Annotated in this window: 23 protein-coding genes; 12 read left to right on the top strand and 11 right to left on the bottom strand. The window is 68.1% G+C overall.

The annotated features are described in order from the left end of the window. Nucleotides 1-19 precede the first annotated feature (19 nt). Nucleotides 20-625 (bottom strand): DUF6069 family protein, encoded by a 606-nt coding sequence (locus tag L1892_RS12170; RefSeq protein ID WP_235723850.1) that lies wholly within the window; start codon nucleotides 623-625, stop codon nucleotides 20-22. A gap of 110 nt (nucleotides 626-735) precedes the next feature. Here L1892_RS12170 and L1892_RS12165 point away from each other — a divergent pair, with 110 nt between their 5' ends. From L1892_RS12165 to L1892_RS12155, 3 genes are read left to right on the top strand one after another with little or no spacing between them, the layout of a single operon-like run. Next, entirely contained in the window at nucleotides 736-1,317 is a 582-nt protein-coding gene (locus L1892_RS12165; protein ID WP_235723849.1) for a PH domain-containing protein, read from the top strand. Further along, nucleotides 1,314-1,988 carry a response regulator transcription factor gene (locus L1892_RS12160; protein ID WP_235723848.1) on the top strand — a complete coding sequence of 225 codons (675 nt, stop codon included), beginning with the start codon at nucleotides 1,314-1,316 and terminating at the stop codon, nucleotides 1,986-1,988. The genes L1892_RS12165 and L1892_RS12160 overlap by 4 nt, the downstream gene beginning before the upstream one ends. 15 nt (nucleotides 1,989-2,003) lie before the next feature. Continuing rightward, a complete protein-coding gene (locus tag L1892_RS12155) occupies nucleotides 2,004-3,347 on the top strand; it encodes a sensor histidine kinase (protein WP_235723847.1) in 1,344 nt (447 codons plus the stop codon). Here L1892_RS12155 and L1892_RS12150 read toward each other — a convergent pair. Then, nucleotides 3,319-3,879 carry a GtrA family protein gene (locus tag L1892_RS12150; protein WP_235723846.1) on the bottom strand — a complete coding sequence of 187 codons (561 nt, stop codon included), beginning with the start codon at nucleotides 3,877-3,879 and terminating at the stop codon, nucleotides 3,319-3,321. The genes L1892_RS12155 and L1892_RS12150 overlap by 29 nt on opposite strands. Nucleotides 3,880-3,957: 78 nt before the next feature. Between L1892_RS12150 and L1892_RS12145 the strand changes: the two genes are divergently transcribed. Together L1892_RS12145 and purE are read left to right on the top strand one after the other, a co-directional pair. After that, nucleotides 3,958-5,175 (top strand): 5-(carboxyamino)imidazole ribonucleotide synthase, encoded by a 1,218-nt coding sequence (locus L1892_RS12145; protein WP_372475008.1) that lies wholly within the window; start codon nucleotides 3,958-3,960, stop codon nucleotides 5,173-5,175. Then, complete coding sequence (gene purE / locus L1892_RS12140; protein WP_235723845.1) at nucleotides 5,172-5,717, top strand: 5-(carboxyamino)imidazole ribonucleotide mutase; 546 nt, start codon at nucleotides 5,172-5,174, stop codon at nucleotides 5,715-5,717. Before L1892_RS12145 ends, purE begins: the two co-directional genes overlap by 4 nt. A gap of 79 nt (nucleotides 5,718-5,796) precedes the next feature. Here purE and L1892_RS12135 read toward each other — a convergent pair whose 3' ends face one another. From L1892_RS12135 to L1892_RS12120, 4 genes are all read right to left on the bottom strand, one after another. After that, nucleotides 5,797-6,615 carry a dienelactone hydrolase family protein gene (locus L1892_RS12135; RefSeq protein WP_235723844.1) on the bottom strand — a complete coding sequence of 273 codons (819 nt, stop codon included), beginning with the start codon at nucleotides 6,613-6,615 and terminating at the stop codon, nucleotides 5,797-5,799. A gap of 5 nt (nucleotides 6,616-6,620) precedes the next feature. Further along, nucleotides 6,621-6,995 carry a nitroreductase family deazaflavin-dependent oxidoreductase gene (locus tag L1892_RS12130; protein ID WP_235723843.1) on the bottom strand — a complete coding sequence of 125 codons (375 nt, stop codon included), beginning with the start codon at nucleotides 6,993-6,995 and terminating at the stop codon, nucleotides 6,621-6,623. Between the two features lie 61 nt (nucleotides 6,996-7,056). Further along, complete coding sequence (locus L1892_RS12125) at nucleotides 7,057-7,779, bottom strand: TIGR03089 family protein (protein WP_235723842.1); 723 nt, start codon at nucleotides 7,777-7,779, stop codon at nucleotides 7,057-7,059. Between the two features lie 3 nt (nucleotides 7,780-7,782). Next, complete coding sequence (locus L1892_RS12120) at nucleotides 7,783-9,732, bottom strand: LCP family protein (protein ID WP_235723841.1); 1,950 nt, start codon at nucleotides 9,730-9,732, stop codon at nucleotides 7,783-7,785. Nucleotides 9,733-10,109: 377 nt separating this feature from the next. Here L1892_RS12120 and rfbD point away from each other — a divergent pair, with 377 nt between their 5' ends. From rfbD to manB, 3 genes are read left to right on the top strand one after another with little or no spacing between them, the layout of a single operon-like run. After that, complete coding sequence (gene rfbD / locus L1892_RS12115) at nucleotides 10,110-11,030, top strand: dTDP-4-dehydrorhamnose reductase (RefSeq protein WP_235723840.1); 921 nt, start codon at nucleotides 10,110-10,112, stop codon at nucleotides 11,028-11,030. Nucleotides 11,031-11,081: 51 nt separating this feature from the next. Further along, nucleotides 11,082-11,975 (top strand): glycosyltransferase family 2 protein, encoded by an 894-nt coding sequence (locus L1892_RS12110; protein WP_235723839.1) that lies wholly within the window; start codon nucleotides 11,082-11,084, stop codon nucleotides 11,973-11,975. Beyond that, on the top strand, nucleotides 11,965-13,071 hold the full coding sequence (gene manB / locus L1892_RS12105; RefSeq protein WP_235723838.1) for a mannose-1-phosphate guanylyltransferase ManB: 1,107 nt from the start codon (nucleotides 11,965-11,967) through the stop codon (nucleotides 13,069-13,071). Before L1892_RS12110 ends, manB begins: the two co-directional genes overlap by 11 nt. 22 nt (nucleotides 13,072-13,093) lie before the next feature. On the opposite strand, the gene L1892_RS12100 is transcribed toward manB, so the two are convergent. Continuing rightward, a complete protein-coding gene (locus tag L1892_RS12100; protein ID WP_235723837.1) occupies nucleotides 13,094-13,762 on the bottom strand; it encodes an O-methyltransferase in 669 nt (222 codons plus the stop codon). A 266-nt stretch (nucleotides 13,763-14,028) separates the two neighbouring features. Between L1892_RS12100 and sigE the strand changes: the two genes are divergently transcribed. From sigE to tatB, 4 genes are all read left to right on the top strand, one after another. Further along, entirely contained in the window at nucleotides 14,029-14,637 is a 609-nt protein-coding gene (gene sigE, locus L1892_RS12095) for an RNA polymerase sigma factor SigE (protein ID WP_235723836.1), read from the top strand. A gap of 199 nt (nucleotides 14,638-14,836) precedes the next feature. Further along, nucleotides 14,837-15,412, top strand: a complete 576-nt coding sequence (locus L1892_RS12090) for a hypothetical protein (protein WP_235723835.1) — start codon at nucleotides 14,837-14,839, stop codon at nucleotides 15,410-15,412. Between the two features lie 150 nt (nucleotides 15,413-15,562). Continuing rightward, on the top strand, nucleotides 15,563-17,029 hold the full coding sequence (locus tag L1892_RS12085; protein WP_235723897.1) for a S1C family serine protease: 1,467 nt from the start codon (nucleotides 15,563-15,565) through the stop codon (nucleotides 17,027-17,029). Between the two features lie 49 nt (nucleotides 17,030-17,078). After that, nucleotides 17,079-17,537 (top strand): Sec-independent protein translocase protein TatB, encoded by a 459-nt coding sequence (tatB, locus tag L1892_RS12080; RefSeq protein WP_235723834.1) that lies wholly within the window; start codon nucleotides 17,079-17,081, stop codon nucleotides 17,535-17,537. Between the two features lie 15 nt (nucleotides 17,538-17,552). On the opposite strand, the gene L1892_RS12075 is transcribed toward tatB, so the two are convergent. The 4 genes from L1892_RS12075 to L1892_RS12060 form a co-directional block, all read right to left on the bottom strand. Then, on the bottom strand, nucleotides 17,553-18,698 hold the full coding sequence (locus L1892_RS12075) for an Mrp/NBP35 family ATP-binding protein (RefSeq protein WP_235723833.1): 1,146 nt from the start codon (nucleotides 18,696-18,698) through the stop codon (nucleotides 17,553-17,555). Between the two features lie 79 nt (nucleotides 18,699-18,777). After that, complete coding sequence (locus L1892_RS12070) at nucleotides 18,778-19,905, bottom strand: lytic transglycosylase domain-containing protein (protein WP_235723832.1); 1,128 nt, start codon at nucleotides 19,903-19,905, stop codon at nucleotides 18,778-18,780. A gap of 287 nt (nucleotides 19,906-20,192) precedes the next feature. After that, nucleotides 20,193-20,732: a DUF1003 domain-containing protein gene (locus L1892_RS12065; protein WP_235723831.1), complete on the bottom strand. Its 540-nt coding sequence runs from the start codon at nucleotides 20,730-20,732 to the stop codon at nucleotides 20,193-20,195. Beyond that, a complete protein-coding gene (locus tag L1892_RS12060; protein ID WP_235723830.1) occupies nucleotides 20,729-22,051 on the bottom strand; it encodes a magnesium transporter MgtE N-terminal domain-containing protein in 1,323 nt (440 codons plus the stop codon). Before L1892_RS12060 ends, L1892_RS12065 begins: the two co-directional genes overlap by 4 nt. Nucleotides 22,052-22,099: the final 48 nt, after the last annotated feature.

Here is a 22,099-nt window from a genome sequence, read left to right as displayed (position 1 = left end):
CGTCGGTCGTCTGGCTGCTTCAGCTGTCCTGGATGCTCTTGTGTCCCATGGCGGGGATCAGCGAGATGATCGGTAGCCCGATGATCAGATGGAGAATGGCGGTGGCGATGCCGACCGACAGTTCCGCGGACAGGATCAGCGGGATGATCACCGCCGCGGCGATCAGCAGACCGACGATCCAGCGGAAGAACTGATTCGGCGACGGGGTCACCATCTGCAGCACGTACCACAGCGCGCCGGCCGCGAGTGCGCACAGGAACGCAACCACCGCGAACCAGAACTCGTCACGCGCCAACGGATTCCACACCCCGAACCGGCCCGCTTCGTTTACCCGCTGCACGATCGCGCGGATGATCCACGCGGCCAGCCATGCGGCCAGGCCGGTCACGACACCGGTCATCACCACACCGCCGACGAACATTGTCGGATTGACGTTGGGTCCCAGCCGCGGTTTCTGGCGTCCGGCGTCGGCGGGCTGATACGGGTCCGCCGCATACGAGTAGGTCGGATCCGAGTGATCGGATCTCGGGGCGGGCTGCTGGCTGTAGGCCCGGGACTCGGGGTACCCGGGTTCATAACGCGCGGTCCGTGGATCGCGCGGGTCACGTGGATCGTGGTAGCTCATGTCTGTCGGACCTCGAGACTTCTCGTCACCTGCACGGCTTCACCGGAAGTGTACCCACGCCCGGTCGGAGTTCGGCCGTCCCGTGCTCGCCGGACATTAAGCTTTAGGCCATGTCCTATCCACGGGAGAACCTCGCCCCGGGCGAGGAGATCGTGCTGCATCGGCATCCCCACTGGAAGTGTCTGATCGGCCCGTTCCTACTGTTCCTGGTGGTCACGGCCGCGGTCGGGCTGCTGGGCGGCGTGATCACCGGTGCCGACCTCGGTTCCACCACTCGACTGATCCTGTTGGGCATCGTCGGCGTGCTGTGGCTCGCGGCATTGGGTTGGTTCTTCGTCCGGCCGCTCGTGTCGTGGGGGTCGACGCATTTCGTCCTCACCGACCGGCGGGTGATCTTCCGCAACGGCATCATCACCCGATCGGGGATCGACATCCCGGTGCGCCGCATCAACACCGTCGAGTTTCGGCACGGTCCCATCGACCGGCTGCTGCGCACCGGCACCCTGATCATCGAGTCGGCGTCGGACGAACCGTTGGCTTTCGACGACATCCCGCAGGTCGAGCGTGTGCATGCGCTGCTGTACCACGAGGTACTCGACGTGGCCGAGAACGAGCCGTTCACCGACGGATACGACGGTGAGGCGGCCGACGACATGCCGCAACGTCGGCACGACGAGGGGAGCAGGCGATGACCGACGTGCTGTTGGCCGAGGATGACGCCGCGATCGCGGAGCCGCTGGCCCGGGCACTCACCCGCGAGGGGTACGGCTGCGAGGTCGTCACCGACGGCGCGCAAGCACTCGATCAAGCCCTGGACAGTCGGTTCGAACTGTTGATCCTGGATCTCGGGCTGCCCGAGATCGACGGGCTCGAGGTGTGCCGCCGGGTGCGCTCGGAACGGCCGACGCTGGCGGTGCTGATGTTGACCGCGCGCACCGACGAGGTGGACTTCGTGGTGGGCCTCGATGCCGGCGCCGACGACTACGTCGGCAAACCGTTCCGGCTCGCGGAGCTGCTCGCACGGGTCCGGGCACTGCTCCGTCGTCAGCAGAGCGCCGACGTGGTGCTCGACGGGGGCGATATCCAACTCGACACCCGCGGACGGCGGGTACTGGCCAACGGCGCCGACGTCGTGCTGGCCAATCGCGAGTTCGATCTGCTGCGTTTCCTGATGGAACGCTCCGGGCAGGTGGTCAGCCGTGACGAGATCCTCACCGAGGTGTGGGGGTCGGCGGATCTGCGCTCGTCGAAGACCCTGGACATGCACATCTCCTGGTTACGGCGCAAGATCGGCGACGACCAGTACGACCGCCCGAGGCACATCGTGACGGTGCGCGGCGTCGGTTTCCGATTCGACCCCTGACCCGGGTGACCCGCGATGCGCCGCCGGATTCTGAACACGATGATCGCCATGTGTCTGGCGGTCGGCCTGCTGCTGGGTGTACCGCTCAGCGTGATCGCCTGGTGGTGGGTGTCGGACAACGCGCATCAGACGCTCGACGGGCGCCTCAAACTGATCTCCGATCAGTTGATCCGTCAAGAGGGTGAGGCCGGCAGCCTCGCGCCAGGGCAGCTGGATGTCGACGCCTTCCGGCTGCTGATCCCCGAGAACGGTCGCCTGACCGTGCGCTACCCGGTCGACGGTGGTGCCGACGCGATGGTGGTGATCGGCGACCGGATCGACGGAGCGGCGATGGGTGACTCGATCGGACTCGGCAACGCGGGGTCACTGCTGCTGGAGATCCCGCTCGAGCAGGTGCGCGACGACCAGTTGGTGGCCGTGGGGATCGTGTTGCTGGTGGTGGCCAGTTCGATCGCGGCCGGCACCATCGTCGCGGCAGTGACCGCCGGAAGGATCGCCGATCCGCTCATCGACCTCGCCGACCGGGCCGCGGCCATGGCACGGGGCGACTTCCGCTCGGATTGGAAGTCCTACGGCATCGGAGAACTCGATCGGGTCTCGCGCGCACTGGGTGATGCGAACGCCGAGATCGCGCTGCGGCTGGAACGCGAGGGCGAGATCGTCGGCGACGTCTCACATCAGCTGCGTAGCCGTCTCACCGCCATCCAGTTGCGCCTCGACGAGTTGTCGATGCATCCCGACTCGTCAGTGGTCGGCGAGGCGGAGGCGGCGTTGGAGCAGGTGGAGCGACTATCCAGAGAGCTCGACGAGATGGTCGCGGCGTCGCGGAACGACCCGGCGGTGCCTGACGACATCGACGTGGCGGAGCTGGTGAACACGCTGATCGGCGATTTCCGTGCGTCCTTCGAGGCGGCCGGACGCACCATCTCGGCGCGGTTCGACGGTCGGGCGACCGCGGTGAGTGCGCGGCCCGGGCGCCTACGCGAGGCGTTGAGTGTCCTGGTGGACAATGCGTTGCAGCATGGTGGCGGGACGTGTCACATCCAGGTCGACGATCTGCCGTCGGGCGAGATGTTGCGCGTGTCGGTCTCCGATGAGGGCGACGGTGTTCCCGACCCGTTGGTCGGTCACATCTTCCGGCGGGGATTCTCTGCGGGCCGGGGTAATGGGGTGGGATTGTCGCTGGCACGGGCCTTGGTGGAGGCCGACGGCGGGCGCCTCGACCTCACGTCGCGCCGGCCCGCGGTGTTCTCCCTGGTGATTCCGTCGACCCACGGCAGCCGCCTCGGCGGCGCGGTCGACGGTGATCCGCCGACCGGGGAGACCGAGATCAGGCGTGACCGAGTTCCTCATCGATGAGTTCGGCGTCGCTCGGATGCAGGTCGGTGGAGCCGGCGTCCCCACCGCGCAATTGTTCGACCGGGAAGGCGAATTTGCGCAGCGCCCAGAAACGGAACGCCATCTGCAACAGGTTGCCGATCAAGAAGCCCAGGACGAAGTCGAGTACCACCAGCTCGGTGGTGGTGACATTGCTGCGCAGGTCGAAGACGTTGTTGGCCACCCATAGTGGTGCCGCGGCCAGGATCACGCCGATTCCGCTGATCGCGAAGAACAGCAGCGCCTCGTGATGGCGTTCGCGGCCACCACGGTTCTTGAACGCCCACTCCCGGTTGAGGATGTAGCTCAGGATCGTGGCCAGGGTCCCCGAGATGATGCGGGCCACCACCGGCTTCGGTTCCAACACGGTGAAGGTCAGCGCGTAGAAGATGACCAGGTCGAAGACGAAGGTGGTGCCCCCGACGAGAGCGAACTTGATCAGCTCGTGGTGTTGCATCGCGAGCCGACGAACCGGCTCGGGGAGTCGAGCCACGAGCTCGTCGATGAAGGGCACAAGATCCGAGTGTACGAAATCAAACCGAAGAGTAACTTCGCCGGTCGGTCATGCGCACGACGTGGCGAACGTGCCACGATGTTCGGCGTGACATCCAGCATGCCAACCGTGACGATGATCGGCGGTGGTCAGCTCGCCCGTATGACCCATCAGGCGGCCATTGCGCTCGGACAGTGTCTGCGCGTGTTGGCGTCGAGCGAGACCGATCCTGCCGCCCAGGTCAGCGCCGACATCGTCCTCGGCTCACACAATGAGCTCGCCGACCTCCGCCGCGCCGCGCAGGGCGCCGCCGCCCTCACTTTCGATCACGAAGGTGTGCCGCTGAGCCATCTGCAGGCGCTCGAGGCCGAGGGCGTGGCGGTGCGCCCGCCGTCGGCGGCGCTGCACTTCGCGCAGGACAAGCTCGTGATGCGGGTGCGGCTGGTTGAGCTGGGCTTGCCGGTCCCGGACTTCGCCGACCTGACCGACGCCGGCTCGGATGCGCGCGCACGGTTCGTCGAGTTCGGACAGACCCACGGTTGGTCGATCGTGCTCAAGGCGATCCGCGGGGGCTACGACGGGCGTGGTGTCTGGCTGCTCGACAACCGTGACGAAGCGCTGTCGGTGTTCGACGAACAATTCGGTGCCGGGGTCGGTCTGATCGCCGAGCAGAAGGTCGCGATGCGTCGCGAGTTGTCGGCGATGATCGGACGATCCCCGTTCGGGCAGGGCGCCGCGTGGCCGGTGGTGGAGACGATTCAGCGCAAGGGGCAGTGCGCCGTGGTGTTGGCACCGGCGCCGGATCTGTCCGACGAGGTCGCCGAGCAGGCGCAGCAGATGGCGCTGCGGTTGGCCGAGGCACTCGGCGTCGTCGGGGTGATGGCGATGGAACTCTTCGAGACACTCGACGGTGAGCTGCTGGTCAACGAACTCGCGATGCGGCCACACAACAGCGGGCACTGGACCATGGACGGTGCGGTGACCTCTCAGTTCGAGCAGCATCTGCGGGCCGTGCTCGACTACCCGCTCGGGGACACTGCGGCGCGGGCGCCGGTGATCGTGATGGCCAATATCCTGGGTGCCGAAACGGCGCCGGAGATGACGATGGACGAGCGTCTGCATCACCTGTTGGCCCGCATGCCCGATGCCAAGGTGCATCTGTACGGTAAGGGCGAACGGCCCGACCGCAAGGTCGGGCACGTCAACATTGTCGGTGGCGATACCGATTCGCCCGCGACCGTGCGGGAACGTGCGGAACGCGCCGCGCACTGGATGTCTCACGCCGAGTGGACCGATGGATGGGATGCGCACGCATGACCGAGACCGAACCCAACGATGCGGGGTATCACGAACCGATTCGGCCGCGGGTCGGATTGATCATGGGCAGCGATTCGGACTGGCCCACCATGGAAGCCGCCGCCGAGGCGTTGGCCGAGTTCGAGGTGCCCTTCGAGGTCGGTGTGGTGTCGGCGCATCGCACGCCGCAGCGGATGCTCGACTACGCCTCCGGCGCAGCCGATCGCGGGATCTCGGTGATCATCGCGGGCGCGGGTGGTGCGGCGCATCTGCCCGGGATGGTCGCCTCGGCTACCCCGCTGCCGGTGATCGGCGTGCCGGTGCAGCTGCGCACCCTCGATGGTCTGGACTCGTTGCTTTCGATCGTGCAGATGCCGGCGGGTGTGCCGGTGGCCACCGTGTCCATCGGCGGGGCGCGCAACGCGGGGCTCCTGGCGGTGCGGATCCTGGGTTCGTCGGACGCCGGATTGCGGTCGCGCATGGTCGATTTCCAGCAAGGGCTCCAGGCCATGGTGCTGGAGAAGGACGAGGCGCTGCGCACCAAGCTGCTCGGGGACGACTGAGCGGTCACCGACGGCCACAAGTGCCGTAGATCGGTGTCGCCAGGTGACTCAGATCTACGGCACATTCCTGTCCGCAGCCCTAGTGGCGCAACTTCTCGGCGAAGAAGTCGAGCACCTGCTCGCGTGCGTCATACGTGGGCTGCCCCGGCTCGTCGATGAGGTCTTCGGTCAGCACCGAATGTGGCTGCGGCAACATGGAATCCGGGCTGGCCGAGGAGTCGGGTAGCTCGACGGCCAGGAACGCGTCACCGAGTTGTTCCCGGAGGAAGTCGAAGCGCGACCGCGGGGCCAGACGATCACCCTCGAACCGTAGGCCCATCACCTGCAGCCCGGCGGCGCACCGACTCTTCACCCGCGCCAGGTCGGCGTCGCTGAGATCGATGGACCGGTTGCGTGCCGGTATCACACCGAACGGTAAGGACGGCTGGGACAGCACCGGGGCAAGCAGACGGTCGTCGGTGGCCATTGCCAGTGCGAAGCCGCCGGTGAAGCACATCCCGACGGCGCCGACGCCGGGTCCGCCGCACCGATCGTGTTCCTGGGCCGCGAGTCCACGCAACCAGTCGGCGATCGGTGAGGTCTTTCCGGTGGCCAGCACGGTGAACTCCCGGCTGATGCACGCCCGGGTGATCGTCTCGGCCATGTACCGCGTGGATCCGACGCGGCCGAGCGCGTCGGGCCGCGGATCTCGGCCGTCGACACCGAACAGTGAGGGCATGACCGCGGTGAGTCCGCGTGCCGCCACCTTCCGGGCGAAGTCGGCGACTTTTGGGCTGATGCCGGGCATCTCGGCGATGACGATGACCGCTGGGCCCTCACCCTTGGCATACACCGTCTTCGTGGCCGTTCCGACGGTGACATCGCGCGCGGTGAAATCGTCGAGAGCATCGTCGGGCACCGCGGTCACCCTTCGACGAGAGTGCCGATGAGGACGGACTCGAACATGCGGGCCGGGATGCGCGCACCGGACGCCACATCCGGGGAGTCCGACGGGATGATGCGCGGCCGAACCACCTTGTAATGCTTGGATTTGCGCACCAAACCGAATTCATTGGCAGCCTGCACGTTGCGTACCCAGTCGGTGTGGCGTCCGTAGGTCAGCACGATCGAGAGCCGGTCGTCGTCGACCCAGGCGAGCACCGGGATCGAGTACTCCTTTCCAGACTTGCGCCCCACGTGTTCCACCATCGCCCACGGCGCCAGCCGCGGAGCCCATTGGCGCTGGATCGGATTGGTCACCTTCTTGTTGAATCGCGCAACCGCCTTGGGGATCTTCATGCCTACGAGGATGCCCCACGCGAGCGGATTTGAGGACCCTCTTCGGACGAATCCGCACGCGTCAGCGCAGTGTGAGGTCCGCACGTTCGGTGTCGGCGAGTCCGGCCAGCCGCTCGTCGTCGGGATGCGACACGGTGACGAGAGAGGCGCCAACGGCCAGCGGCGCAACGAGATTGCCGATGACGCCGCGAGCATCGTGCCACCGGCGGACGGTGAGGACACGTGTCCCGGCCGAGACTCCGTCGGCGGCTGCGGCGCGCCGTGCGGTGGCGAGCACCGTGGCGGTGTCGTCGTCGTCGAGCACCGGTCCGGCGGGCACACCGGTGGGGGAGTACTGGTCGCCATGGACGCGTACCGCGGTCGCGAAGTCGGTGACCCCAACGGGCAGGTCGCGCACGCCCATCGCGAACGGATCTAGTGAGGCGACGAGCAGCTCATCGACATCGTCGTGAGCGTCGATGCGTTGCGCCGACGTCACGGCGACGCCCACAGCGCCGGTGTCGCCGGAGCTGCCCGGCAAGCGGACGCGCGCACCGGCCCACCACGCGCCGAGTAGGATCGCTGCGGTCTGCCAATGCTCCGGAAGATCGACAACGACCTCGTCGCCGGGCGCGAGGCCGAGTTCGTCGACAAAGAAGTTCGCCGACTTCGCGGCCCAATTCCCCAGGGTGGCACCAGAAAGTTCGGTACGTTCACCGCTTCGGTGGTCGTAGTAGGTCAGCAACGGTTGCGACCAGTCGGCGACGGCGGCGAATACGGCGGCAGTGATGGTGGTGTCGGTCATCGATCAGTTCACACAGGTCGGGCCGTCGGTGCCGGCCGTGATGGGCGGGCGGTTGTTGCCGACGCGCTCGCTGGCCGGGACGTTGTCGACCTGGGTTCCGGTGTCGAGGATCGAACCCGGGCCCTCGTAGGTGTTGGTGAGCACGGCCTTCAGACGCTTCTCCGGTAGTGAGGAATCCACGCGCACTTCGGCGCCGCCGAGATCCTTGGCCAGTTGGCGGGCCCCGGCGTCCTCGGCGTGGGTGTACACGACCGTGTCGCGGTCGTCGGCACTGCCGCTGAGGGTGTCGCCGGACTGGAACCCCTTGGTGGTCAAGATATTGGCGACGTTCGATGCGAGACCGTCGATAGTGCCGGCGTTGACCACGTCGACAGTGTAGTCGGCGCGTTCCGGTGTGCCGTCGTCCTGCTTGCGGTTGAGGAGGTTGTCGGTGAAGGTCCGCACCTGGTTGGGGTCGACCTCGACGACGCTCTGCTGGCCGTCCTCGCTCCACCCTTGCTCGGTGACCACCGGGATGGTGGCGAACTTGACGCGTCCGCCGCTGAGGTCCTTGAGTTGTTCGGCGAGTTTCACGACATCCCAGTTGTCGTCGATCACGACCGACCGGGAGACCGCCCGCTGCAGTTCGGACAGCTTGCCGGGGTCGGCGAGCATGTTGGCCGACAGCATCTTGTTGGCCAGCGAGGCCATGAACACCTGCTGCCGAGTGATGCGATCGAGGTCGCCGCGCGGCAGCCCGTGGCGTTGCCGGACGAAACTGAGTGCCTTGGGGCCGTTGAGGGTTTGTTCGCCGGCGCGGAACCGTGCCCCCGAATACGGTTCGTTGACCGCGTCTTTCAGGCAGACGTCGACGCCGCCCACGGCATTGGTCAGCAGCACGAAGCCGAGCAGACCCACCTCGGCGTAGTGGTCGACGTGCACGCCGGTCAGGCCGGTCACGCTGTCGATGAGGGCCTTGCGTCCGGCCTGCGTGCCGTCGTTCTCGGCCGCCGCGGGCGTCGCACCGGCCTCGACCGCGCGCTGGCGCACACCCTCCTTGGTGGTGCCGTATGCCGCATTGATCTTCGACATCCCGATGCCGGGAACCTCGACGTAGGAGTCACGAGGGATCGAGATCGCCGTCGCCGACGATCCGTCGTTCGGGATCCGGATCAACAGGATGGTGTCGGTGTTGGTGGCGACTTCCTCGCCCGAGCGCAAGAGTTTGAGTTCGTCCGCCGACAGCGGATTGCCCTTGGCATCGGTGCGTGAATCGGTGCCGACGAGCAGGATGTCGACCGCGCCGTCGTCGGCGCCGCCGAGACCCAGGCCACCCAACTGGGTGATGTTGGAGTTGAGATTGTTGACGTTGTTCCACGCGTAGCCGGTGCACAACAGCACCGACACCGAGAGCAGCGCGACGAGCCCACGACCGATGCCGGCCCGGCTGGTCTTGGCCCGCCAGGACGGGCGCGACGGCGGGGTCGGGCCGATTCCGTCTGGACGCGGTTCGCGGGGGCGCCGATCGGAACCCGATGTCGCGGTCGCTGCTGCTGCCGGCCGATCCGGTCGGCCTCGCCGTTCGGGCTGCGCCGCCCGACCTCGAGAGCGCGGGTGTCGGGGGTCGGAGGGGCCGCCACCACGTTGATCGGCCTCGGCTGCCGGGCGTCGTCGCCGCCGCGGTGAATCTGTGGCGCCGCCGGTGTGGATTTCGTCGGATGCGGTCGAGACGACGTCGGGCCGGCGGCCCCCGACACCTCGGCCCGCGGGAGGTGAGGACACGGGTCGCCGGCGTGGCGGAGGTGCCGACACATCATCAGGGCTCGGTCGGCGGCGCTTCGGCTGCCCGGACGCGCGCGGGTCGACGCGGTCCTCCGGAGAGCGCCTGCGGCGGCGTTGCTCGGGTCCCGACCCCGGGGCCTGTTCCGGCGGCCGCCGGCGAGGTGTGGGTGGCTGCTCCCGGCCGCCTGTCATCCTCCGGTCACCAGCCGGCGCCCCCTCTGGCCTCTTCCGGTCGGTTGGCTTCCGGTCCGCCGATGACGTGGGACGTGGCGTGGACTCGTCGGGGCGTGTGCGACCACCGTGACGTCGGCGTGCATCACCAGGTCGAGACTCCACGAGCGGGTCATCACCTTTCGTCGTCGGTCACCACGGCTCTGCTGGCATGCCGGTCACTGTTGGGTGTGACGCATGTGTGTGCAGATGTCGGTGATGTTGGCGTTTCAGATGTTGCAGTTCTGACGCCAGGCTATTGAAGTGGCGTAGGAAATCCGGGAACGCCACGCCGTAGCAGTCCCGCGAGACTCACATCACCGACCGCCATCGCGTCCGGGCGGCCCGCGTGCGGCACGATGGCAGCCATGAGTCCGACGTTCTTCGTCATCGGTGCGACCGGACAGCTCGGCACCGCGCTGCGGGCCGACGCGGATGCGCCCGCCAACATACGTGCGCTGGGGTCGGCTGACGTCGACATCGCCGACGCGGTGTCGGTGTCCACGGCGTTGTCCGATCTGGGGCCGGGTGATGTGGTGCTCAACTGTGCGGCCTACACCGACGTAGACGGTGCGGAGTCCGACACCGCCCGCGCCTACGCGATCAACCGCGACGGACCGGCGAATCTCGCGCGAGCAACGCGTGCGGCGGGGGCCTGGCTGATCCACGTCTCGACCGACTACGTCTTCGCCGGCGCGGCGGCGACCACCACCGCCCCACGCCGCACGCAGCCGTACCAACCCGGCGACGTCACGGGTACCCCGGAGACGGTGTACGGCGCGTCCAAACTCGCCGGCGAGCAACTCGCCGTCGAGCTCGATCCGGCCACCACGATCGTGCGGACCGCGTGGGTCTACACCGGCGGTCCGAACAGTCGTGACTTCGTCGGCACCATGCGGCGCCTGGAGTCGTCCCGCGACACGGTGTCGGTGGTCGACGACCAGACCGGATCGCCCACCTACGCCGCAGATCTGGCGGCCGGGCTCTGGGAACTCGCGGCGCGCGGCCGCGACCGGAGGGTGGCCGGCGCGGTGCTGCACGCCACCAATTCCGGCAGCGTCACCTGGTTCGCCGTGGCACGCGCGGTGTTCGCCGAGGTGGGGGCCGATCCGGACCGGGTGCATCCGTGCACCACCGCGCAGTTCCCTCGTCCCGCGCCGCGACCGGCGTACTCAGTGTTGTCGCCGACCGCGTGGGCCGAGGCGGGCCTGGCCCCATTGCGTGACTGGCGGGCAGCCCTGCATGCCGCCGTGACGCTCGATCACGCTTCGGTGGACTGACACGTGTCGCAGCCGCGCAGGACATCCGTCGACGTTGGTTACCCTTACCCGGTGACCGCTGAGTTGGCCGTCGTGACGGTGACGTATTCGTCGGGGAGGCATCTCTCGACCTTCCTGGAGAGTTTGGCGAAGGCCACGTCGGCGCCACCGCCGCGAGTCGTCATCGCCGACAACGGTTCCACCGATGGTGCGCCGGAGACGGCAGCCCGCGAACACGACAACGTGACGCTGGTCCACACCGGCGGGAACATCGGCTATGGCGGCGGCATCAATCGGGCCGTCGCCGAACTCGACCCGTCCGTCGAGTTCATCGCAGTGGCCAACCCCGACGTCGAGTGGTCGCCCGGCTCGCTCGACGAACTCCTCGCGGCGGCCCGACGGTGGCCCCGTGCCGGTTCGCTTGGTCCGCTGATCCGCGAACCGGACGGCTCGGTCTACCCATCCGCGCGCCGTGTACCCGATTTGATCTCCGGCGCCGGACACGCCGTTTTCGGCTCGATCTGGAAGTCGAATCCGTGGACGACGGCCTATCGCGCCGACAACGCCGAGCCCAGCGAACGGTCCGTCGGGTGGCTGTCGGGGTCGTGCCTGCTGGTGCGGAGGGCGGCGTTCGACTCGGTGCAGGGCTTCGACTCCCGGTACTTCATGTACATGGAGGACGTGGATCTCGGCGACCGGCTCGGTCGGGCCGGTTGGCTCAACGTCTACGTGCCCGGCGCGGAGGTCGTGCACACCAAGGGGCATGCGGCCGGACGTGATCCGGACGCCATGTTGCCCGCCCATCACCGCAGCGCGTACCGCTTTCAGGCAGACCGACACCCCGGGGTGTTGCAGGCGCCGGTGCGGCTCGCGTTGCGGATCGGACTCGCACTGCGTTCGCGGGTCGCGGTCATCGCGGCCCGCAGGTCTGGGGAACGACACCGAGGAGGAAGCCATGACCAGTGACAACCCAGTCGACGCGCCGTCGGGAGGCGACGGCGTGCAGGCCGTGGTACTCGTCGGCGGGAAAGGCACGCGGTTACGTCCGCTGACGTTGTCGGCACCCAAGCCGATGCTGCCGACGGCCGGCGTGCCGTTCCTCACGCATCTGCTCTCCCGCATCAGGGAAGCCGGCATCGTCGACGTGGTGCTGGGCACCTCCTTCCAGGCCCACGTGTTCTCCGAGTACTACGGCGACGGATCGAAGCTCGGACTGAACCTGACCTATGTCACCGAAACCGAGCCGCTCGGCACCGGTGGGGCCATCCGCAACGTGCTCGACCAACTCACCGCCGACACCATCCTCGTGTTCAACGGTGACGTCCTCGGCGGCACCGACGTCCGTGAGGTCCTTGCCACACATCGGCGCAGTGGGGCCGACGTCACCATGCACCTGGTGTCGGTGAGCGATCCGCGCGCCTTCGGCTGCGTGCCCACCGACGACACCGGCCGGGTCACCGACTTCCTGGAGAAGACCCAGGACCCGCCGACCGATCAGATCAACGCCGGTACCTACGTTTTCCGGCGTGCGGTGATCGAGGAGATCGAACCGGGCCGACCGGTGTCGGTGGAGCGCGAGGTGTTTCCCAAGCTGCTCGCCGACGGTCGGCACATCCAGGCTCACGCCGACCACGCCTACTGGCGGGACATGGGTACGCCGGAAGACTTCGTCCGTGGGTCGGCCGACCTCGTCCGCGGCATCGCCCCATCGCCGGCGCTCGGTGACCGCCGAGGTGAATCGCTCGTGCACGAAGGTGCCGGCGTGGCACCCGGCGCGGTGCTGATCGGCGGCACGGTGGTCGGCCGCGGCGCCGAGATCGGTCCGCGCGCCCGCCTCGACGGCGCCGTCATCTTCGACGGGGCGGTCGTCGAGGCCGGGGCAGTGGTGGAACGCAGCATCGTCGGCTTCGGTGCCCGGCTGGGTCCCCGCGCGCTCGTCCGCGACACCGTGATCGGTGATGGTGCCGACGTCGGCGCCCGTTGCGAACTACTCCGCGGCGCCCGCGTGTGGCCGGGGGTCCAGCTGCCCGACAACGGAGTTCGGTTCTCGACCGACGTCTGATCGACAGGACCGAGGGGCGACTCTAGCGCGCTTTGGCGGCAGCCAGCACACCCGCCCCGAGCGGGATCACCACCGGCAGTAGGCGCTCGTCGTCGGCGATCAGCAATGCGGCCTCGCGTGCGGCGACCGCGGCGGGTTCCGTGCGGGTGGGGTCGGCGACGGCGCCACCCGCGGTCGCATTGTGCACCACCACCACGCCGCCGGGCCGCAGCATGCGCACCGCCTCGGTCACGTGCCGGGGGTGGTCGATCAGTGGCCCGTCGACGAAGACCAGGTCATAGGACTCGTCGGCGAGTCGCGGCAGCACGTCGCGCGGGGTGCCGTTGATCAGCCGAGTGCGGCCCGAGGCGATGTCGGCGCCGGCGAACGACTGGCGGGCTGCGCGATGATGCTCGGGCTCCGGGTCGATGGTGGTCAGCACACCGTCCGAGGCCATGCCGTTGAGCAACCACAATCCGCTCACGCCGACCCCGGTCCCGATCTCGACGACCGCATGGGCGTCGCAGCTGCGCGCCAACAGCGCCAGCAACGCACCCACCGCCGGCGCGACGGCCGCGGCACCCAGCTCGTCGGCCCGGGCGCGGGCCGCCAGCAAGGCGTCGTCCTCGACGATCGCAGATTCGGCATAGTCGATCAGCGTGTTGCCCGCCGAGGCGGCCGCATCGTCGGCGCCTCCTTCTGAATCCGTCACCCTTCGAGGTTATGTCCCCGCGTGGCCTTTCCGTGCGCGGCGCGCCACTCGTGGTACAGAACGGCGTGGTCAGGCCCCATTTGTCGACCGGCCAGACATCCTCAGCGAAACCTCAGGTCTCTCATACGGCGACCACAACACGATGGGAGAGGGTTTCAATCAGCGATGTCCTCGCCCGGCGGAATAGTTTGGCGAGGGTCCTGGTTTACCATCGTGAACATCCGTCATCCGATGAGATGACCGGGGAAGGGAACTGGCCACTCAACATGACTGATCCCCTGGGGTCTGCAGACGTCGTCCCCGCCGGCACTGCCGGCTTCGACGCAACCGGCGACGGCAATCTGATGCCGTCATGGGACGAACTGGTGCGCGAACACGCCGATCGTGTGTACCGGCTCGCCTATCGGCTGTCCGGCAATCAGCATGATGCCGAAGACCTCACGCAGGAGACGTTCATCCGGGTCTTCCGGTCCCTGTCCAACTACAAGCCCGGCACATTCGAGGGCTGGCTGCACCGCATCACCACCAACCTGTTCCTGGACATGGTGCGCCGGCGGAGCAAGATCCGGATGGAAGCCCTGCCCGAGGAGTACGACCGGGTGCCCGCGGACACCCCCGATCCGCAGCAGATCTTCCACGACGCCAACCTCGACCCCGACTTGCAGGACGCGCTCGACGCGTTGCCGCCCGAGTTCCGCGCCGCCGTGGTGCTCTGCGACATCGAGGGGTTGTCCTACGAAGAGATCTCCGCGACGCTCGGTGTGAAACTGGGTACGGTGCGCAGCCGCATCCATCGTGGCCGCCAGGCGATCCGTGACCACCTCAATGCCCGCGGTCACACCAGCAGTCGCTCGGTCGCCGTCGGTTCCTCCTAGCGGCCTCGTCCCTGACATCTGCGGACGCCAGGCATCTGCAGATCCCGGGAACCGCGGCCGCCCGGGCTTCGTTGTCATCTTCGGATAGGCTGGGTGGCCGCGCGTTGTCACACTCCGCGCGATTGCCATCGGAGTATCGGTGGCGGCGCCGCCGATCAGCAGGTGACGTGAGGCACAGGGCGAGAGAGGTGAACGTCAGATGGAGATGAGCCGAGGAAGGCCAACCTCGGGGCAACCGGACTCGCGGCAACCGGGATGGGGCATCGATGGCCCGCTTCCCACATCCGATCTCCGACGACGCCGACGATCCTCATGGAACCCCGCCACCTGGACTCCGGTGACCGCCTCGTTGGCGCCCAATCGCGACTATCGAGCGCCGGGAACGGCCGGGGGACGCCGATTCGCCTCCACCGAGCATCTCGCCGCGGAGGCCGTCGCCGCCTTTGTCGACGCCGAACTCGGGATGACAGCTCACCTGCGCGCCACGCAACATCTCGCGCAGTGTCGCGAATGCATGGCCGCGGTCGACGCGCAGGTGACCGCTCGCACCCGGCTGCGGGCCGCCGGCGACGTGTCCATGCCCGCCGGGCTGCTCGGTCAGCTGAGCCAGATCCCCACTCGCGAGATCGACGTCACCGCCATGTCGTCGGATACACCGACCGATCGCGTCGGTTTCGATCCGGCCGACGGCGGATCGGCGCGGCCGAATATGCCCACCGATGCCTTCGAATCGGGTTCGACGCGTGCGCGGATGAGCCGTTGGCGGGGCCGCTGACAGGTGGACGGTAGTAGGGACGACGCAGTCGATCAGGCGAACAGGGCCGCCGAGGGCGCCACGACTGAGCAGACGGCCGGCGCGCAGCCGACGAACGACGCGCTCAGCGAAGCCGACGACTCCGTGTGGGGCGACGACGCCACCGGCGACATATACGGCGAGACCACCCACACATCGGCCGGCGGCCCATCCGGTCCGCATCGCGCCGCGGTCTCACCCCAGACTGCAGCGGTGTTCGGCCGGCCCGACGGGGTGGCGGGTTCCTTCACGGAGTCACCCGAGTCGCCCAACGATCGGCCGGTCCCGGAGATCTCCGCGCCGGATCCGGTACTCGCAGAGGCGTTCGGCCGTCCGGCCGGGGAGACCGAGACCCTGCAGCGTGATCCGCTTGCGTCCTATGGCCGGGACGAGGCTCCGTCGGCCCCGCCGGATCCCTGGCGTGACCCGGAGTCCAGGGTGGCCCTGGCCGATCCGGCGCTCACCGCACCGACGAGCGCCGAGCCGACCGAAGCCGGACCCAGGCTCGGTATCCGGGACATCCTCTTCGGCCGACGTGTGAGTTGGCATGTGCTCGCGACACTGGCGGTGCTGGCATTGTTGGTGGGCCTGGTCGGGGGCCTGATGGGTCGATGGACGGCCGAGGTCGTCTCACCACTCAACTCCGACTCCGTACGGCTGTCCACCGGCGAGTCCGACGATGACGCCGAACCCCGGTCTCCGGTCGCGAATGTTGCGCGGGCGGTGGAGAAGTCGGTGGTGGCACTCGATGTCCGGACCTCGAGTTCGGTGGGCACCGGATCCGGCTTCGTGATCGACGAGAACGGCTACATCGTGACCAACAACCACGTCATCGCGATGGCCGCCAACGACCGCAACGCGAAACTCGAAGCCGTCTTCTTCGACCGTCGGCGGGTGCCCGCGCGCATCGTCGGCCGTGACACCAAGACCGACCTGGCCGTGGTCAAGGTGGACAATGTCGACAACCTGAAGGTGTCGACGATCGGCAATTCCGACGATCTGCAGATCGGGCAGGAAGTCGTCGCCTTCGGCTCGCCGTTGGGTCTCGACCGTACCGTGACCAGTGGCATCGTCAGCGCCTTGCACCGTCCGGTGCCGCTGCGACCCGATGCGGAATCCGACACCGACGCCGTGATCGATGCCATCCAGACCGATGCGGCGATCAACCCGGGTAACTCCGGCGGCCCGCTGGTCGACGACGACGCCGAGGTGGTGGGTATCAACACCGCCGGACTGGTGCCCGGCGGCGGGTCGATCGGCCTCGGCTTCGCGATCCCGATCAACCAGGTGGTGCCGATCGCGCAGACGTTGATCCGCAACGGCGAGGTCCGTCATCCGCAGATCGGTGTCAACGCCAGTTCGGTGCGCAACGACCGGGTGTTGGGGGCACAGGTGCGCAACGTGGTCGCCGGCGGACCGGCCGACCAGGCCGGTGTGCGCGAGGACGACGTGATCACCTCGTTCAACGAGCGGACCATCGAGAGTGCCGACGAATTGACCGTGGCGGTCCGCACCGCGAAGATCGACGACACGGTGCCCTTCACATACTGGCGTAACGGGCGGACCTTCACCGGTACGATGACGCCCGCCAGTGATTGACCAGACCGCCTGACGGTACGGCAGCGGGCACGAGCGATGGGGAAGCACAATGTTCAGCAGCATCGGTTGGGGTGAGATCGCCGTACTGCTGGCCGCCGGTCTCATCATCCTCGGGCCGGAACGGCTCCCGGGTGCAGTGTCCTGGACGATGAAGTCGTTGCGGCAGGTCCGTGATTACGCGACCGGCGCCACCGACCAACTCAAGAACGAACTCGGCCCCGAGTTCGACGACCTGCGCAAGCCGTTGTCCGATCTCAACGAACTGCGCGGCATGACTCCGCGCGCCGTGGTCACCAAACACCTGCTCGACGGCGACGACTCGGTGTTCAACCTCGGACTCGACGCGACCACGGTGGACCGCACCACCACCGAGACCCCGCAGATCAAACCGGTCTCCCGGCCGCTGCCGGATCCTGTCACCGATGCCAGGTCATCGACGGACGGTGACGCAGACTCATCGGCGCCGACGGTGCGCGGTCACCGCGTCAGCGACTGGGACGCCACCTGAGCCGTCTGTTGCCGGTCAGGCGTGCCGAGTGGTGTCGATACCGAGACTCATCCCGGCGAGCCCACGGCGCCGGACCGCCAGTTTTTCGGCGATGGCACGCAACGCCGACCCCGACGTCGAGTCCGGGGACGAGAGCACAACCGGCACACCGGAGTCGCCGCCTTCGCGCAAGGTCGTCTCCAGCGGAACCTGTCCCAGCAGCTCGACCTGGGCGCCGACCGCTCGGGTGAGCCGTTCGGCGACCCTCTCCCCGCCACCGGACCCGAACGGCTCCATCCGGGAGCCGTCCGGCAGCTCCATCCAGGACATGTTCTCCACCACGCCCAAGATCTTCTGGCGGGTCTGCAACGCGATGGCACCGGCACGCTCGGCGACTTCGGCGGCGGCCTGCTGCGGCGTCGTCACCACCAGGATCTCCGCCCCGGGGATGAGCTGAGCGATCGAGATGGCCACATCGCCGGTGCCGGGTGGCAGATCGAGCAGCAGGACGTCGAGGTCGCCCCAGTAGACATCGGCGAGGAACTGTTGCAGTGCGCGATGCAGCATGGGGCCACGCCAGGTCACCGGGGTGTTGCCGTCGGTGAACTGGCCGATCGAGATGAACCGTACGCCGTGACTCTGCGGCGGCATGATCATCCGCTCGACCTGGGTCGGCTTGGCATCGCTGCCCAGCATGCGGGGTACCGAGTGCCCATAGATGTCGGCGTCGAGGACACCCACGCTGAGACCGCGTTCAGCGAGTGCAACGGCGAGATTGACCGTCACGCTCGACTTGCCGACGCCGCCCTTGCCGGAGGCGACCGCGTAGACGCGGGTCAGCGAGCCGGGCTGCGCAAACGGGATCACCGGCTCGGCCTTGTCGCCTCGAAGCTTCTTGCGGAGCTCGGTGCGCTGTTCGTCGTCCATCACGCCGAGCTCGACGCGGACCGTACCGACGTCGGGCACGTCGGCCACTGCGCTTTCCACCCGGCCGCTGATCTCGGTACGCATCGGGCAGCCCGAGGTGGTCAACAGGACGACGATGTCGACACTCGCATCGTCGTTGACCGCGACGGACCCGACCATCCCCAGGTCGGTGATGGGTTTGCCGATTTCGGGATCATTGACCTTGCTGAGCGCGGCGCGAACCGCCGATTCGGTGGGTACAACTCCGGTAGTCATCACCTGCCAGCTTAACTGTCGGGCAGACGGGCATCGGCAGACGTCCACGTCCACCGGTCGGATACCGCAGGGCGGTCGGTCAGCGGGGCGCTCCGGGGGCAGGGGTGGTGCTCGGAGCGCCGGGCTTGCGGTTGGTGCCCGAATCGCGCGGGCCTGCCGGTTGCTGCGGCGCGGTCTTGGGTCGTAGTTCGGGCGGCAGCAGTTCCGGCGGCACCAGATCCGGTGGCAGACACAGCTGGCCGAGACAGGTCGGTGCCGGCGTCGTCGTCGACGGCGGGCTCGACGGGGCAGACGAACGCTCGCTCGGGGTGGATGGCGTCGAGGACGTCTTCGACGACGACGACTTCTTCGGCTTGCGCTTGGGTTCCGGGATGGGATTGGTCGGCATGACGCCGGTGGCGTAGGCGCCTGCCCAGCTCAGTACGTTCGCCACGTACTCCATCGAATGGTTGTAGCGCAGCACCGCCGACACCTTGTTCTTTTCGGCCATGATGTCGCTGACGCCCGCACACAGGTAACGCCCGGCCGAGTACGTCGCGTCGAAGACGTTGTTCGGATCCGACTTGCCGTCGCCGTTGGCGTCGGAGCCCCAGCTGGCCCACGTACTGGGGATGAACTGCATCGGGCCCATCGCGCGGTCATGGGTCGCATCGCCGTCGATCCGACCGCCGTCGGTGTCTCGGATGACGGCGTTGCCGGCCAGTGAGCCGTCCAGGACGGGTCCGGCGATCGGATTTATGGTGGTGCCGTACTGATCCACCGAACCGTTTGATGCGTGATTGGACTCGATGCGTCCGATACCCGCGAGCAGGAACCAGGGCAGTCGGCACTGGGGAGATTCCGCGGCAACCCGGTTGGCGGCCAACTTGTATGCCTGCAGGACGACTCCCGGGATGCCGAGCGGACCGCTCGGCAGGGCCGCGGTGATCCGGAACTGCGGCGCCACGGCCGGCTCGGCCGCCTTGGGGGGCGGGGCGAAGCCGAGCAAGGTCACCGGCGCGCCGGGAACGATCTCGGCTGAGGTCGGGGGAGCGGCTGCGGCGACGGCTTCGGATTGGGCGGAGATCGCACCACCGGATGCGCTCGACGTCGCCGCACCGAGGAGCATCGCGCCCACCAACAGGCCGCCGCTTCCGACCGTCAGGGCGCGACGAGGTACGTGTGCGCGCCGCGGGCCCCGGGCGCGACGGAAAGGACCCGGGCTCATCGGCGCAACCTCGGTGACGCCGCCCCGTTCATCGTCGGCGTCCGCATCTGCGTCACCGATATCGCCTGCCTGTCCACACCCACTCCGATGGTCCACCGCTCATGCATGTCCGCCCCGAACCCTCGCGGCTTGGTGTCGGCATCGACCCTGTGTGTGCCGGGTGTCCCGGACGTCTCCCCGGGGCCGGCCGACGTGTGACCCACGATACATATGGGTCGACCGCCCCAATACCGGAACCCGACAATTCTTGGCCACGCCCATCTGATCGGTGGGTGAACGGTCGGGCGTTACCGACGCGCGTCGTTCCGAGCGCCGCTGTCGGTCTGCTCGCCGTCCTCCTCGTCGGCCGACGGCGCCAAGCGTTCGGTGAGTTCGGTCAGCAGGTCATCGAGTTCGCGGCGCAGGTAGTCGCGGGTGACGGTGTCGCCGACCGCGAGCCGCACCGCGGCGAGTTCGCGTGCGAGGAACTCGGTGTCGGCCTTGGTCTGCGCCGCGCGCATGCGGTCCTCGTCGAGCGCGACCTTGTCGCGGTTCTCCTGACGGTTCTGCGCGAGCAGGATGAGCGGCGCCGCATACGCCGCCTGCGTGGAGAATGCCAGGTTGAGCAGGATGAACGGGTAGGGATCCCACCGCCAGGACACCGCCACCAGGTTCAGGGCGATCCACACGATGACCACCACGGTCTGGATGGCCAGGTAGCGTCCGGTACCCAGGAACCGGGCGATCCGTTCGGCGTGGACGCCGACCACGTCGGAGTCCAGATTGAACGAGAATCGCCGGCCCCCGCGGGGTGTGTCGAGGCGGCGACCGCTCTGTTCGGGGCTCACGCACCTGCTCCTGCGGTGTCGGCGCCGGTGATCCGGGGGATGGGTCCGGTGTCGTCGGTGTCGGTCTCCCGCCAGTCACGGGGCAATATCTCGTCGAGCAGGTCGTCGACGCTGACGGCTCCGACCAGGTGACCTTGGTCGTCGACGACGGGCCCGCACACCATGTTGTAGGTCGCGAAGTACCGGGTGACGGTCTCCAGTGAGTCCTCGGGGTGCAGCCGGGACAGATCGGTGTCGATGATCCCGCCGACGAGGTGGGCGGGGGGTTCGCGTAGCAACGCCTGCACGTGCGCGCAGCCGAGATACTTGCCGGTCGGTGTCGACGTCGGCGGGCGGACCACGAACACCAGACTCGCCGCCGCCGGGGTGACATCCGGATCGCGTACGCGGGCAAGCGCTTCGGCGACGGTGGTGGAGGCGGTGACGATGATCGGCTCGGGGGTCATCAAACCGCCCGCGGTGTCGGGGGAGTGGGTCAGCAGGCGGCGGACGGGCTCGGAGTCCTCCGGGTCCATGCGTTCGAGCAGCGACTCGGCCTCTGCGTCGGGGAGCTCGCCAAGCAGGTCGGCCGCGTCGTCGGGATCCATCGCCTCCAGCACGTCGGCGGCACGCTCGGGCTCGAGATTCTTCAGCACTTCGGTCTGGTCGTCGGGTGGCAGTTCCTGGAGCACGTCGGCGAGGCGCTCGTCGTCGAGGGCGGCCGCGATCTCGTCCCGGCGCTTGCCGGGGAGCTCACGCAGCGCGTTGGCGACGTCGGCGGCCCGCATGCCCTCGAACTGTTGCAGCGCTTGAGCAACGCCCTGGCCGGGCAGGTTGAGGTCGGTCGGGGTGAGTCCGTGCACGTGGGTCCAGTCCACCACGTGGGTCTCCCCGCGCCGCCGCAATCCCCGACGCCCGGTGCGAACCGCCACCCGCGACACCACCCAGTCGCGGGTGCGGGTGCGTTCGATGCCCAGGTCGACCACGGTCACGTCGATGCCCGCCAAGTCGGTCAGGTCCGGATCATCAACGCGGACACGGGAATCCAAAATCTGACCGACTGCCAACGCCTCGCCCGGGCGTAGGTGGAGCCGACGGAGACTGACCGTTCCGGTGTTGAGTGTGACCGCCTGGGGCTCGATGGCGGTGACCCGCAGCATGGGGACGAAGATCCGTCGTCGGGTGGTGAGTTCGACCGCCAGGCCGAGCGCACGCGGCTGTTGTCCGGTCAGGCGGACCGCGACGACGACATCACGCACCCGGCCGATCGACTCGCCATCGGGTCCGAGCACGGCCAATCCGACCAACCTGGCCACGTACACCTTGCTCACCACCGCCATGGGAGTAAGGGTAGTGGTATCGGGATGCGCCCTGCGCGCGTCCCGACC

The sequence above is a fragment of the Gordonia tangerina genome (assembly GCF_021556435.1).
Lineage (GTDB): Bacteria > Actinomycetota > Actinomycetes > Mycobacteriales > Mycobacteriaceae > Gordonia > Gordonia tangerina.
Note: the sequence above shows the minus strand (reverse complement) of the source record. Positions and strands in the feature narration are given on the sequence as shown.

What these genes read in the sequence shown, in the direction of transcription:
- L1892_RS12170 (WP_235723850.1), bottom strand. Translation starts at nt 625, where the DNA reads ATGAGCTACCACGATCCACGTGACCCGCGCGATCCACGGACCGCGCGT.
- L1892_RS12160 (WP_235723848.1), top strand. Translation starts at nt 1,314, where the DNA reads ATGACCGACGTGCTGTTGGCCGAGGATGACGCCGCGATCGCGGAGCCG.
- L1892_RS12060 (WP_235723830.1), bottom strand. Translation starts at nt 22,051, where the DNA reads ATGGCGGTGGTGAGCAAGGTGTACGTGGCCAGGTTGGTCGGATTGGCC.
- L1892_RS12165 (WP_235723849.1), top strand. Translation starts at nt 736, where the DNA reads ATGTCCTATCCACGGGAGAACCTCGCCCCGGGCGAGGAGATCGTGCTG.
- sigE (WP_235723836.1), top strand. Translation starts at nt 14,029, where the DNA reads ATGACTGATCCCCTGGGGTCTGCAGACGTCGTCCCCGCCGGCACTGCC.
- rfbD (WP_235723840.1), top strand. Translation starts at nt 10,110, where the DNA reads ATGGCAGCCATGAGTCCGACGTTCTTCGTCATCGGTGCGACCGGACAG.
- L1892_RS12130 (WP_235723843.1), bottom strand. Translation starts at nt 6,995, where the DNA reads ATGAAGATCCCCAAGGCGGTTGCGCGATTCAACAAGAAGGTGACCAAT.
- L1892_RS12075 (WP_235723833.1), bottom strand. Translation starts at nt 18,698, where the DNA reads ATGACTACCGGAGTTGTACCCACCGAATCGGCGGTTCGCGCCGCGCTC.
- L1892_RS12145 (WP_372475008.1), top strand. Translation starts at nt 3,958, where the DNA reads ATGTTCGGCGTGACATCCAGCATGCCAACCGTGACGATGATCGGCGGT.
- tatB (WP_235723834.1), top strand. Translation starts at nt 17,079, where the DNA reads ATGTTCAGCAGCATCGGTTGGGGTGAGATCGCCGTACTGCTGGCCGCC.
- L1892_RS12070 (WP_235723832.1), bottom strand. Translation starts at nt 19,905, where the DNA reads ATGAGCCCGGGTCCTTTCCGTCGCGCCCGGGGCCCGCGGCGCGCACAC.
- L1892_RS12120 (WP_235723841.1), bottom strand. Translation starts at nt 9,732, where the DNA reads ATGACAGGCGGCCGGGAGCAGCCACCCACACCTCGCCGGCGGCCGCCG.
- L1892_RS12125 (WP_235723842.1), bottom strand. Translation starts at nt 7,779, where the DNA reads ATGACCGACACCACCATCACTGCCGCCGTATTCGCCGCCGTCGCCGAC.
- L1892_RS12090 (WP_235723835.1), top strand. Translation starts at nt 14,837, where the DNA reads ATGGAGATGAGCCGAGGAAGGCCAACCTCGGGGCAACCGGACTCGCGG.
- purE (WP_235723845.1), top strand. Translation starts at nt 5,172, where the DNA reads ATGACCGAGACCGAACCCAACGATGCGGGGTATCACGAACCGATTCGG.
- manB (WP_235723838.1), top strand. Translation starts at nt 11,965, where the DNA reads ATGACCAGTGACAACCCAGTCGACGCGCCGTCGGGAGGCGACGGCGTG.
- L1892_RS12155 (WP_235723847.1), top strand. Translation starts at nt 2,004, where the DNA reads ATGCGCCGCCGGATTCTGAACACGATGATCGCCATGTGTCTGGCGGTC.